This window comes from Bradyrhizobium sp. USDA 327, assembly GCF_041262065.1.
Taxonomy (GTDB): Bacteria; Pseudomonadota; Alphaproteobacteria; order Rhizobiales; family Xanthobacteraceae; genus Bradyrhizobium; species Bradyrhizobium liaoningense.
In genome coordinates, this window is record NZ_JBGCCW010000001.1 from 2625811 (window position 1) to 2637745 (window position 11935).

13 protein-coding genes are annotated in these 11935 nt (G+C 64.6%); 8 read left to right on the forward strand and 5 right to left on the reverse strand.

Annotated features, from left to right (window positions below; translation table 11 throughout):
- The first annotated feature begins 13 nt into the window (after window positions 1-13).
- The 3 genes from ABIA42_RS11900 to ABIA42_RS11910 all read left to right on the forward strand — a co-directional run bounded on the left by ABIA42_RS11900 (window position 14) and on the right by ABIA42_RS11910 (window position 2015).
- Window positions 14-835, forward strand: a complete 822-nt coding sequence (locus ABIA42_RS11900; protein WP_370123510.1) for a tetratricopeptide repeat protein — start codon at window positions 14-16, stop codon at window positions 833-835.
- Window positions 836-906: 71 nt separating this feature from the next.
- Window positions 907-1056 carry a hypothetical protein gene (locus tag ABIA42_RS11905; protein ID WP_007609497.1) on the forward strand — a complete coding sequence of 50 codons (150 nt, stop codon included), beginning with the start codon at window positions 907-909 and terminating at the stop codon, window positions 1054-1056.
- A 254-nt stretch (window positions 1057-1310) separates the two neighbouring features.
- A complete protein-coding gene (locus tag ABIA42_RS11910; protein ID WP_370113489.1) occupies window positions 1311-2015 on the forward strand; it encodes a GrlR family regulatory protein in 705 nt (234 codons plus the stop codon).
- Between the two features lie 80 nt (window positions 2016-2095).
- Here ABIA42_RS11910 and ABIA42_RS11915 read toward each other — a convergent pair whose 3' ends face one another.
- On the reverse strand, window positions 2096-2827 hold the full coding sequence (locus ABIA42_RS11915; RefSeq protein ID WP_370113487.1) for a DUF3750 domain-containing protein: 732 nt from the start codon (window positions 2825-2827) through the stop codon (window positions 2096-2098).
- A gap of 500 nt (window positions 2828-3327) precedes the next feature.
- Between ABIA42_RS11915 and ABIA42_RS11920 the strand changes: the two genes are divergently transcribed.
- A complete protein-coding gene (locus ABIA42_RS11920; RefSeq protein WP_271530471.1) occupies window positions 3328-3681 on the forward strand; it encodes a hypothetical protein in 354 nt (117 codons plus the stop codon).
- 179 nt (window positions 3682-3860) lie between these two features.
- The gene (locus ABIA42_RS11925; protein WP_370113485.1) at window positions 3861-5483 is read left to right on the forward strand and encodes an ABC-F family ATP-binding cassette domain-containing protein; all 1623 of its coding nucleotides are present in this window, start codon (window positions 3861-3863) and stop codon (window positions 5481-5483) included.
- A gap of 82 nt (window positions 5484-5565) precedes the next feature.
- Here the strand turns inward: ABIA42_RS11925 and ABIA42_RS11930 are convergent, their stop codons facing one another.
- Complete coding sequence (locus tag ABIA42_RS11930; RefSeq protein WP_271530473.1) at window positions 5566-6543, reverse strand: glycerophosphodiester phosphodiesterase family protein; 978 nt, start codon at window positions 6541-6543, stop codon at window positions 5566-5568.
- A 142-nt stretch (window positions 6544-6685) separates the two neighbouring features.
- On the opposite strand from ABIA42_RS11930, the gene ABIA42_RS11935 reads away from it, so the two are divergent.
- Complete coding sequence (locus ABIA42_RS11935) at window positions 6686-7561, forward strand: MBL fold metallo-hydrolase (protein WP_370113483.1); 876 nt, start codon at window positions 6686-6688, stop codon at window positions 7559-7561.
- 192 nt (window positions 7562-7753) lie between these two features.
- Here ABIA42_RS11935 and ABIA42_RS11940 read toward each other — a convergent pair whose 3' ends face one another.
- Window positions 7754-8002, reverse strand: coding sequence for a hypothetical protein (locus ABIA42_RS11940; protein WP_049820148.1), 249 nt, complete (start codon window positions 8000-8002; stop codon window positions 7754-7756).
- 197 nt (window positions 8003-8199) lie between these two features.
- On the opposite strand from ABIA42_RS11940, the gene ABIA42_RS11945 reads away from it, so the two are divergent.
- Window positions 8200-8664, forward strand: a complete 465-nt coding sequence (locus ABIA42_RS11945; protein WP_370113481.1) for a cupin domain-containing protein — start codon at window positions 8200-8202, stop codon at window positions 8662-8664.
- 7 nt (window positions 8665-8671) lie between these two features.
- On the opposite strand, the gene ABIA42_RS11950 is transcribed toward ABIA42_RS11945, so the two are convergent.
- Window positions 8672-9634 carry an alpha/beta hydrolase gene (locus tag ABIA42_RS11950; RefSeq protein ID WP_370113479.1) on the reverse strand — a complete coding sequence of 321 codons (963 nt, stop codon included), beginning with the start codon at window positions 9632-9634 and terminating at the stop codon, window positions 8672-8674.
- A gap of 109 nt (window positions 9635-9743) precedes the next feature.
- On the opposite strand from ABIA42_RS11950, the gene ABIA42_RS11955 reads away from it, so the two are divergent.
- The gene (locus ABIA42_RS11955) at window positions 9744-10421 is read left to right on the forward strand and encodes a nitroreductase (protein ID WP_271530476.1); all 678 of its coding nucleotides are present in this window, start codon (window positions 9744-9746) and stop codon (window positions 10419-10421) included.
- A gap of 362 nt (window positions 10422-10783) precedes the next feature.
- Here the strand turns inward: ABIA42_RS11955 and ABIA42_RS11960 are convergent, their stop codons facing one another.
- A complete protein-coding gene (locus ABIA42_RS11960) occupies window positions 10784-11905 on the reverse strand; it encodes an HD-GYP domain-containing protein (RefSeq protein WP_370113477.1) in 1122 nt (373 codons plus the stop codon).
- Between the last annotated feature and the right edge of the window lie 30 nt (window positions 11906-11935).

The window sequence follows — 11935 nt, forward strand, 5'->3', positions numbered from 1 at the left end:
CAACGTGATGACCATGCGGACTTACCTCCTTGCCATGCTGTTCGCGCTCGCCGTGCCTCTGACGGCGCAGGCGCAATCGGCCGATCTCGTTCTGTGCGACCGGGTCGCCGCCGATCCCAGCGATCCCGACAAGCCGGCCGACGTGAAGGGCGTGGCGGAGATTGCGGTCTCCGACATTGCAACCGCGGTCAGGTTCTGCAAGCAGGCCGCGCCATCCTCGCGGCGCGCGATGTTCGCGCTCGGCCGCGCCTATGCGGCCAACAGGCAGACCGCGGAGGCGATCGCGGCCTGGCGCAAGGCCGCCGACAAGGGATCGAGCGCGGCCATGGTCGAGCTCGGTATTGCCTACGCCACCGGCTCGGGCGTCGCCAAGGACGAGGCGCAAGCGCGAAAGCTGTTGGAGAAGGCGTCGCAGGCGGGCAACCCCCGTGGCGTCAGCAATCTCGCCGCGCTCGGCGGCGCAGGTGGCGCCGCGCCGGCCGATCCCGCGCAGGCGCGCGCGCTGCTCGGCAAGGCTGCCGAGACCAACGCGGAAGCGCAGTACCAGCTCGGCCTGATGCTCTCCGAAGGCACGGGTGGTGCGAAGGACGACGTCGCGGCGCGTGCGCTGTTCGAGAAGGCGGCGGCACAAAACCATCCCGGCGCATTGGAGCGGATGGGCGCCTTCGCGCAGGAAGGCCGCGGCGGGCCCAAGGACAAGGACGCCGCGAAGGCCTATTACGAGCGCGCCGCTGCGCTCGGCGACGAGGACGCCAAGAAGGCGCTGGAGCGCATTCGCTGTCCCTATGCGATCAAGGACAAGCAGGGCAAGCTCGTCACCACGTTGTGCTTCTGAGCAGAGCCAGGACCTGACGGAACCTGGCTCGCGCGTACGTCGTTGACGTCCGGACAAAACGGAGCGCGATCATGATCCGCAAACTGGCATCGGGCGAATACCGCCTCTATTCCCGCAAGGTGAATCCGAAGACCGGCAAGCGTCGCAACCTCGGTACGTTCAAGAGCCGTGCAGCCGCCGAGAAGCACGAGCGCGAGGTGCAGTACTTCAAGCGCCATTGACGTGTGGAGGGCCTTTTCCGCGCGCCGGACGCAAAAAGTCCCAAAACAACCCCATGCACAGTAGCCAAGTCATTGAAATCACACGGCTGCTGATTTTTCGAAATCGATTTGACCCGTCAGGCAAAACAGGGGCATAGTGGTATGGTGGCGGGCGGGCGTCCGGTGACCGGTCCTGCGCGGAAAAGCCGGTGGCTTCAGTGCGGCGACGATGCTAGGTAGCCCGCAATTCCTTTCCGATATTGTGGGTTCAGGCGTTGCTGGACGGGCTCTACAAGGTTGAATACGGCGTGAACGATGCGTTCGGCTGCAGCATCATGTGCCTGCATGACGGCAAGATGCTGGGCGGCAATTCGGGCTTTGCGCATCTTGGCACCTACGACGAGCGCGATGGCGAGATCATCGCCGAGGTCATCACCGAGCGGCATAACCACGATCCAAACTACAAGCCGCTGCTCGGAGCCGATGTCGCCTCGATCGGGGCGCGCGGCCGGCTCTACGGCAACCAGATCCGTCTCGAGGGCGGCGCGAATACCATGCCGGGCGCCAGATTCTGGGCCAATCTCACGCGGCTCGACGATGGGGCGCTGCCGTCGCGCGGCACGATGGGGCAGGGCGGCATCGCCAACGGGCTCTATGGGATGAGCCTGCGCGCGCTCGATGGGATCGACGCCGGACTGTCCGGCGTGATGCTCCTGATCGATGGCCGCATCCTTGGCGGCGATGCGTTCTTCTACTATCTCGGCTCTTATTCCTCGGCGGACGGCCGCTGGAAGGGCGAGATGCTGAACCAGGAGCACACGCCGGCGAAAGGGGAGAACCCCGTGTTCGGCGGCTACGAGGTCGGTATCGGCTTCTCCGGGACCTGCACGGAAGACAGCGGCGAGTTCGAAGGCATCGCGCTCGCCGGCAAGCGCAGCCTGCGCCTCGCAGCCTCGCTCAAGCTGATGCGAAGAGCTTAGGACTGTTTGCCGGAATCAAGCATCCCTCACGCGTGGCCTGCGTGAATGGGCCAGTGGCTCCGGCAATTCGGAATCCACTTTTACACGCCGGGTCGTATCCCGAAGCGGCCGAGGCCAGGGAGTTTGAGCGCCGGGCGCCGGATGTCGAGGCCGAGCACGGCACCGAAGAAATTGATCTCCAAGCCTTCGACCCAGCCGATCGAGAAGCCAACGTATCCGGCAAGCGAAGCATACATGCCTGTGCCGGACGCCGTTACGCCGAACCATCTGCCGGTATACGGGAAGTCCTTGCCGATCGCGGTCGGCGGCAGGACGGCTCGGAGCTCAGGGACGGAGTCGAGTGCGGCCTGCACGAAGGTGTTCGAATTGGGACCAGGCCAGACGCTGTAATCTCCATAGGATCGAAACTTGTAGTTTTCGATCACATCTCTGATTTTCGGGATCAGCGCCTCGGCGCGCTTTCCATCTACGGCTACAATGGTTTCCGGCGCGGCGCCGAACCACCGCCCGTCCGGTGCGAAGCCGTTGGTGCGGATCGGCTCGCCCCACGCCGTGTAGTCATACCGGGTGTAGGTCGCCGCATCCTTCTCTTTTACGACGATCCAGGTGTGAATTGCGAAGATGCTGCGCCATCTCACTGTTCTCGCCCCGAATACCCGTACTACGGCTTCGCGATGATCGGCCGGGGCGGTCAGAAGCCCCGCGCTCGACCGATCGGCCGTTTGCCAATTCTGGCGGCCATCGCCCAGCCAGAAATATCTCGCCGCTGATGCGGTAAGCGGTGCGACGACGAGGAACAGAAAGATGAGCAAGGGCTTCTTCAAGGGAGCAGTACGGCAGGGGCTTCGACCAACCATATAGTTCGCATGAATACCGCCGCCATAGCTGCTCCCATTGGTTCCCAACGCGCTTGTCGCCAGAGCCGGACGGGACCTGAGATCAAGTCGTTGTTCCGCAACCGCACCAGGATTGGAGCGCGCCCATGGACATGAAGGAAGCCGCGGCAATGACAGAAGCCTCCGGGCTGACGGACGATCAGGGCGGCATAGAGCAGGCTTCGAGCCCGCGGCCGGGTTCCGGAGAGCAAAGAGGGGCTGCCAGCCCGCAGCTCCGCGCGCCCGCGTCGGACTCCGCAAAGCGATGGGCCGACCAGTTGCGCGAGGTGACAGTGAAGGCGCCTTTAAGGTCCTTGCTTGTTGCTTTCCTGGCCGGAGCATGGATCGCTCGCCGCCGATAGGAGCGCGCGCCTTGCGCGTTTCATCACGAGGAACCCAGCGATTTTCGGAGCTGGCTGGCAGATGGAGGAGGACAAATGAGGCTTCTGGCGGCGGCCGTGACCATTCTTCTGGGCACCGTTTCGTTCTCCATGGCGCAAAGCTCGGGAGGTTCTTCAGGCGGTTCTTCATCCAGCGGCGGCGCGGGCGCAGCTGGTTCGAGCGGCGCGGGTGGCTCGACGCTCTCGAATGGGACGACGCTCAGCGGAACTGGCGGTTCGCCAGGCCCCAACACGCTCAATGCAAAAAATCGGGGAGTGACGGGCGCGAAACTCGGTGCAACCCCTTCTGATCAGGACGGTGGTGGATCTCGACCGACTTACAACACGCCGGCCGCCAACGCTGCCATCCAGCAGCTCGGAAATACCAATACGGGCATCCTCAAGAAGTGACGATCATCAATACCGGGCGGCGGTTCGACCACCTAGAGGTAGGTCATCGGGGTCTATAATCCCCAAAGCTGCGGTTTGAACGACTGTATTGCGGCCGGGTGGTGCGCTGGTCCCGGGCTTCCCCTGGAAGCCCGTATGGCCTATGACGCTGCAACGCAAAAATCCCCCCAAAAGACCTCATGATCCGCCTCGACAACGTCAGCAAGCAAGCCGGCCACCAGATCCTGTTCATCGAAGCTTCCGCCGCCCTGAACAAGGGCGAGAAGATCGGCCTCGTCGGGCCGAACGGCGCCGGCAAGACCACATTGTTCCGGATGATCGCCGGCGAGGAGCTGCCCGACGAGGGGCAGGTCTCGACCGATCGCGGCATCACCATCGGCTATTTCAACCAGGACGTCGGCGAGATGAGCGGCCGCAGCGCGGTGGCCGAGGTGATGGATGGCGCGGGCCCCGTCAGCGAGGTTGCGGCCGAGCTGCGCGAGCTCGAGGCCGCGATGGCCGATCCCGACAAGGCCGACCAGATGGACGAGATCATCGCGCGCTACGGCGAGGTGCAGCATCGTTTCGAGGAGTTGGACGGCTATGCGCTCGATGGCCGTGCGCGCGAAGCGCTGTCCGGCCTCGGCTTCAGCCAGGAGATGATGGACGGCGACGTCGGAAAACTCTCCGGCGGCTGGAAGATGCGCGTGGCGCTGGCCCGTATTCTCCTGATGCGTCCCGACGTGATGCTGCTCGACGAGCCGAGCAACCATCTCGATCTCGAAAGCCTGATCTGGCTGGAAAAATTCCTGCACGACTACGAAGGTACGCTGCTGATGACCTCGCACGACCGCGAGTTCATCAATCGCGTCATCTCCAAGGTGATCGAGATCGATTCCGGCTCGCTCACAACCTATACCGGCGATTACGAATTCTACGAGCAGCAGCGGGCGCAGAACGAGAAGCAGCAGCAGGCCCAGTTCGAGCGCCAGCAGGCCATGCTGGCCAAGGAGATCAAGTTCATCGAGCGCTTCAAGGCGCGCGCCTCGCATGCCGCCCAGGTGCAGAGCCGGGTGAAGAAGCTCGACAAGATCGAACGGGTCGAGCCGCCGCGCCGCCGCCAGAGCGTGGCGTTCGACTTTCTGCCGGCGCCGCGCTCGGGCGAGGACGTCGTCGCGCTCAAGAACGTGCACAAGGGCTATGGCAGCAAGCGCATCTATGACGGCCTCGATTTCATGATCCGCCGCAGGGAGCGCTGGTGCGTCATGGGTGTCAACGGCGCCGGCAAGTCGACGCTGCTCAAGCTGGTCGCGGGCGCGAGCGAGCCGGACCAGGGCACGGTGGCGCTCGGGGGCAGAGTCAAGATGGGCTATTTCGCCCAGCACGCGATGGACCTGCTCGACGGCGAGCAGACGGTGTTTGAGTCACTCGAATATGCATTTCCGACCGCCGGGCAGGGCTCCTTGCGCGCGCTCGCCGGCTGCTTCGGCTTCTCCGGCGACGACGTCGAGAAGCGCTGCCGCGTGCTGTCCGGCGGCGAGAAGGCGCGCCTCGTGATGGCCAAGATGCTGTTCGATCCGCCGAACTTCCTGGTGCTGGACGAGCCGACCAACCATCTCGACCTCGCCACCAAGGAGATGCTGATCAATGCGCTGTCGGATTTCGAGGGCACCATGCTGTTCGTCTCGCATGACCGGCATTTTTTGGCGACGCTGTCGAACCGGGTGCTGGAGCTGACACCCGAGGGTATCCACCAGTATGGCGGTGGCTACACGGAATATGTCGCGCGCACGGGGCAGGAGGCGCCGGGATTGCGGAGCTAGCGCGTGCTAGCGGTCGGTCAGTCACTTCTCCCTGCGGGAGGGGTGACTTGCCGGTTGACATCGCGCGGTCAAGCTCACCGCTTCAGTTCTTGCCTGCGATCTTGGCGATTGCCTCGATCTCGTTGGTCCAGATGCCGCCGGAGTAGCCTTGGGGAAGCCGCGCGAACACTTCCGGCGTATCGATGCCGGTGGAGTACTCGCCGCCGCTGTAGGGACCGAGCGCGAACACCGCGCTGTTGACGTCGTTCATGCGTGCGAGGAAGCGATCGGGCCAGCCCCATAGCCAGGGAGCGGCGTTGATCGGCACCAGCACCATCGCGTTGCGGCAGGCCGCCGGGACGAGGCCGGTCCAGCCATAGCCGATATAGCGGGTCAGGCAGCTCCGGATAGCCCTGCGCGAGATCGTGCGGACATCGGGGGTGAGACGACGGATCTCGTCGATGGGCTCGTCACCGCCATAGACCATGACCATCCGGCGCCGCTCGGCCGGCAGTGCGTTCAGCACGCCGGCAAGTCTCTCGCCTTCGTCCGGGTCGCGGCTCTTCACGTTGATGAGGAGCTTTCTGTCGGGGAAGGCGGCGAACACTTCCGATAGTGTCGGCATCATTCCGACACCCTTGCCGCGGAAGGGGAAGGTCTTGCCGCCGTCGGCGGTGTAGCCGTAACCGATGTCGAGTGTCTTCAGCTTTGCCATGCTCTGCGCGCGGGTGACGCCGTTGCCGTCGGTCCGGCAGTCGAGCGTCCAGTCGTGGAAGACGGCAAACTCGCCGTCGGTGGTCGGGTGCACGTCGAGCTCGACGACATCCGCACCAGCCTCGAAGCTCGCGCTCATCGAGCGCAGCGTGTTCTCGAGATAGTCGTGCGCCGGCGGCAGCATCCGCGCGGCGGTGCAGGTGTCGTTCTTAAGGTCCCGCTCGTCGAAGCGTTGCGCCATGCCGCGATGGGCGAGCAGGACTGTCTTGCCGCCCTGATGCGGTGCCAGAAGGCTTGTGTTGTTGACGTAGATTCCAGCTGCGACGGCAATCGTGATTGCCGCGGTCACTCTCAGTTTCCTGCCCACCGGACATTCCTCATTCCACGATCTATATCTCCGGTGTTTGAGGTTGATTTGCGGCACTCCGCGCATGGCGGCCCCGTGCAAGCGTTGTCTTGAATGCTCCGAGTCCGGTCGCTACGCTTTCACTAAAAAGGGAGCGAACACCATGAAGCAGTTGCGGATCGGCGACATCACCATCGATGCGGTGATCGAGCGGGAGGGGCCGTGGCGGCGGCCGCAGGATTTTTTCCCGGCTTATGACGAGGCCGTGTTCGCCCGCCACCTGCCGACGATGGAGCCGGAGGTGTTCGACGCTGCGCGCGGCATGATGGTGATCACCTATCAGACCTTCGTGGTGCGCACGCCGCGCTACACGATTCTGGTGGACACCTGCACCGGCGAGGAGAAAGGACATCCGGCGCCCTTCGATTTTCCCGGCAAGGAGCGCTGGCGCAACGAGCTGTTCGCGCTCGGCATTGGCTTCGACCAGATCGACTACGTCTTCTGTACGCATCTTCACATCGACCACACCGGTTGGAATACAACGTTGCGCGACGGCCGCTGGGTGCCAACGTTTCCGAACGCGAAATACGTCTTCCACAAGGACGAGTACGCGGCCTGGGAGGCCGAGCATGCCAGGGGCAACAATCCGCCGGGCACGGTCTTCCGCGACAATTGCCTGCCGATCGTCGAGGCCGGGCAGGCGCTGCTGGTGGATGACGACTACGCGCTGGATGATACGGTGACGCTGACGCCGACGCCGGGGCATTCGCCTTGCCATTGCTGCGTGAACATCTTTTCGAAGGGGCAGCGTGCGGTGGTCGCGGGCGATCTCATGCATCACCAGATCCAGTGCCGCGAGCCGGACTGGTCGGCCAAGCCCGATTGGGATGCGAGGCAGTCGGCGATCTCTCGGCGAAAATTCTTTGCTTCGGTTGCGGATACCGACACGTTGATCCTGCCGGTGCATTTTCCGACACCGACGGTGGGGTTGATCAAGCCGCTGGAAGGAGCGTTCGATTACCGGTTCAAGCGGAGCTGAAGCGTGACGGGTTGGCGTCGAGCCGATATCCAGTCTCGTGTCCCGGACGTTGTGCGATACGTAGTGAGGCGCCGCAAAGCCGGGACCTATCTGTCGGACGGGATGGGAAGCGTAGGCCCCGGCTCGGCAGCGCACCGCTGAAGAGCGCTGCGCTGCGTCCGGGGCACGAGAGTGCTCGAAGTCGGGCGCGCCTTACGCGCCGGTCTCGCACTTCTTCATGAAGCTGTTCTTGGCGGCGCCGGCGAGCGGCTTGCCATCGGCGCTGACCGCCTTGGGTGCGCAGGCGTCCGCCTTGCACTTCTTCAGGAACGAGGTCTTGGCGGCGCCGGCAAGCGGCTTGCCGTCCTTGCCGACGGCTTTGCTCTCGCAGGTTTCCTGCGCGAAGGCAGAGCCCGCCGCAAAGGTGGCAACGATCGCTGCGAGAAAAATCCGCTTCATCATGGGTGTCTCCCTGGACCAGAAATGGCCGGCAGATTGGAGCCGGGAATCGTGGCGCAATCAAGCAGGATGAGCACCGATCGCCGTCTCCCTGGCGGTTTTTGAGTGCGATCGGTCACTGTCTTCGTCTGTTGCACCGCTCGCTGACCCGGCCGCGCCATCCTGCTAGCTTCAGGCAGTTGAGATGGAGGAGCATCGTCATGGACGCCACGATCCCGAAGGTCGAACGATCCGCCGATCGGCATTCTCACCTCGTTCGGCCCCAGGACATGGACTGGCAGAAGACCCGCTTTCCGGGGTGCGAGGCCAAGACCCTGCTGTTCGATCGCCGCACGGGCCTGATGACCGCCTTGATGCGCTTTGCGCCGGGATCGGTGCTGCCTGACCATGAGCATGTCGGCATCGAGCAGAGCTGGGTCATCGAAGGCGCGCTCGTCGACAAGGAGGGCCCGGCCGAGGGCATCGCATGCAAGGCCGGCGAATTCATCTGGCGCGAGGCGGGCAGCCGTCACGCCGCCTGGTGTCCGGACGGCGCCTTGATCCTGGCGATCTTCCAGGTGCCGAACAAGTTCTTCGAAGCCGACGGCCGCGTCGTCGACGCCGCCGGTCAGGACTGGGACGAGACCTGGGGGCATACCGGCGCGCAACGGGCATCTCGCGGCTAGTACCTCCTCAGGCGCCTCGCGCGAGCAAGGCCTTGAAGTCGGCGCGTGCGCGCTGCGCCTCGGCGCGCGCGACCTCGGAGGCGTCGCCCATGCCGAAATAGCCGTGGATCAGACTGGGGCCCTCGTGGTGCTTGACGCGGACTCCGGCCGCCTCGAGCGCCCGCGCGTAGGCCGCACCCTCGTCGCGCAGGGGATCGAACCAGGCCGTGGTCACGATCGCAGGTGCCAGCCCGGCAAGCGATGCGGCGCGCAGCGGCGAGGCACGCCAGTCGGTCGCGTGAGCGGGATCGGCGAGATAATGGCCGCAAAACCATTCCATCGTGGCACGCGTGAGGAAGTAGCCGTCCGCGTTCTCCGTGCGTGAGGGATAGCGCGCGTTCTCGCGCGCATCGGCGTAAGCGCCGAGGACGTCGGTCACGGGATAGACCAGCATTTGCGCGGCGAGCTTGATGCCGGCATCGCGGCAGGCGATCGCGGTGGTGGCTGCGAGATTGCCGCCGGCGCTGTCGCCGGCAACGCCGAGGCGCCTTGCGTCGCCGCCAAATTCCGCGACGCGGTTGAAGACGTCGCCGACTGCGGCGAAGGCGTCCTCGAAGGCGCCGGGAAAGCGCGTCTCGGGCGGACGGCGATAATCGACGGAGACGACCACCGCGCCGGTCTCGATCGCAAGGTTGCGCGCCTGCCGGTCGTGGGTATCGAGGTCGCCCGCGACCCAGCCGCCGCCATGGAAGAACACCACGGTCGGTGCCGGCGTAGTGCCGACCCGATAGACGCGTGCATCGAGCGGCCCGGCGCCGCCTTTCACCTTGATGTCCTGCACGGTATCGACGGGCGGGGGCGGTATGGCCGCGCGCGAGGCAGCCAGTGCGCGCAAGGAATCGCGGGCGCTCTGTGGCGTCATCGTGGCGGGATCGCGCATCGGCATGAGCGGAATGATCTGGGCGATGACGGGATCGAGCGGCGCGGCCATGGCGGGTCCTCACGGGTTCTTGGTCTTGCTTGGTCGTGAGCATAGGTTTTGCGCGCGGCGTCGGCAACCGGCGCCGCAACGCCGGACGAACGGGCAGGGAGGTTCAAGAGTGGAATTCGAAACGCTGGTCCAGTCGCGCCGCAGCGTGCGCGGCTTCAGGAACGAGCCGGTGCCGCGCGCGGTGATCGAGGCGATCATCGAGAGCGCCAAGCGCGCGCCGTCGTCGATGAACACCCAGCCCTGGCATGTCCACGTGCTCGCCGGCAGCCCGCTGGAAGAGGTGCGCCGCCGCAACATGGAGGAGATGGTCGGTGGCGCCAAGGTCAAGCGCGACATCGTCAGCCACGGCGAGTACCAGGGTGTGCACCGCACGCGGCAGGTCGACATCGCCAAAAAGCTGTTCGGTGCGATGGGAATCGCGCGCGACGACAAGCCGATGCGGCAGGACTGGGTGTTGCGCGGCTTCCGCCAGTTCGACGCGCCGGTCTCGCTGGTCCTGACCTACGACCGTGTGCTTGATCCCGGCGCGGTCTGCCATTTCGATCTCGGCGCGCTCTGCTACGGCATCGTGCTCGCGGCATGGGACCGCGGCCTCGGCTCCGTGATCAACGGACAGGGCATCATGCGTTCCGACATCGTGCGCGAGGTCGCCAGGATTCCGGAGGACGAGGTCATCATGACCTGCGTTGCGATGGGCTATCCCGACGACAGCTTTGCCGCGAACGCCGTTCGCTCGGACCGCGAGCACAACCACGAGTTCGTGCGTTACGTGGGTTTTGCCGATTAGCACGACAGGAGGAGATTATTCTCTGGCGGAATTTTTTGGTGCGGAGACCCAAGCGGCCTCTTGCAATCTCGAAGGTGCAGGAGGAACAATGTGCGGACTGAGAGGTTTGTTGCTGGCGCGAGGGAATTGACATGCGGCGGCTGGCTAGCCTGGTTCGACGGTTCTTCGGTCCGCGACTCCGGCACAAGATCGATGACGATCCAAGTCTTCCTTTCACACCCGAAGAGTTCGGCCGGCTGATACGCAGCGGCCGGCACGAGGACATGAAGCTGCTGGCCGAGGGGCTGGCTTGCCGATCAATCCCGCGCCGCGCCAGCCATCGCGCTACTCATTAGGCCGCGTTCGAGATCGGTCTGCCGTGCTCACCGCGTGAGCGCGACCTGCTTGAATGAGTGGACCAGCGCCTTCTCCAGCTTCCCGTTCATCCCACAGAGAATGTTGTAGGCCTCCGCGCGTGGCATGGTCGGCTTGTAGTGCCGGTGCTCGATCAGCGCCGCGAAAATGTCCGAGATCGTCAGAATTCGTACGATGTCGCCGATGCTCTCGGCGCAGAACGCGTCGGGATAACCGCTCCCGTCGAGGTATTCGTGATGATGGCGAACAGCATCGAGGATCTCCGGCGAGATCCCGTCATGCCCCTTGAGAAACTCGTAGCCGGCGGCCGGATGCGTTTCGATCAGCGCGCGTTCGGCGGCATCGAGGCGGCCGGGCTTGTCGAGGATGGCGAGCGGTATCTGCGCCTTGCCGATGTCGTGGAACATGGCAGCCGAGTAGAGACGTTCCAGGTCGGCCCTGCCGACGCCGAGGCTCAGTCCGAAGTCGATGGCCACGCCGGTCACGAGCAGGCAATGCTGATAGGTTCCTTCGTGATGGCGCCGTACCGTCATGAGCCACTCCGTCAGGCCATGCTGGATGATGCGGTCGGCAATCTGGCGACCGGCTTCCTTGGTGCCGTCGACGTCGAGCGGTTGGCCCAGGGTCACAGCCGTGAACATCGATGCGATCGCGGTCGCGGCGGTCTCGACGGCGTTGTCCGGTTGCGACGTGTCGCCTGACGAAGCGGATGGACCGTCCGCCGGATCGGCCAGCGCCGCCAGCAGCCTGGTCCGGCTGACTGTGCCGGGAAGCACCAGCGTCGCCCCGAGCGCATAGGCTTGCGAGATGCAGACGTGGGAGGCGTGCTCGAGCAGGAAGATGCGCTTCCTGGCCTTCGCCAGCTTGCCGGCCCGCTTCTTGATCGCGGCGATGTTATCGACGTCGCGCAGCTCCGCGCGGATGACGATGGCGGCCGGCGTCTGCGACAGCCTGGAATCGGCATCGAGTCGCTCGCCGGCAATGGTGAATTTCTCTTCGAGGATCGAGCAGACGCCCGAGAGCTTGTCGGACGTGTCGGCCAGCACATGCAGGAAAGGGCGATCCGTTCGCGTCTGACGGATGCCGCCCTCACCATTGACCGGGCCGGATCTGGTTGGCGCGTGCTGCACGATCTGACCTGCACTTTTCGACTGTATGGA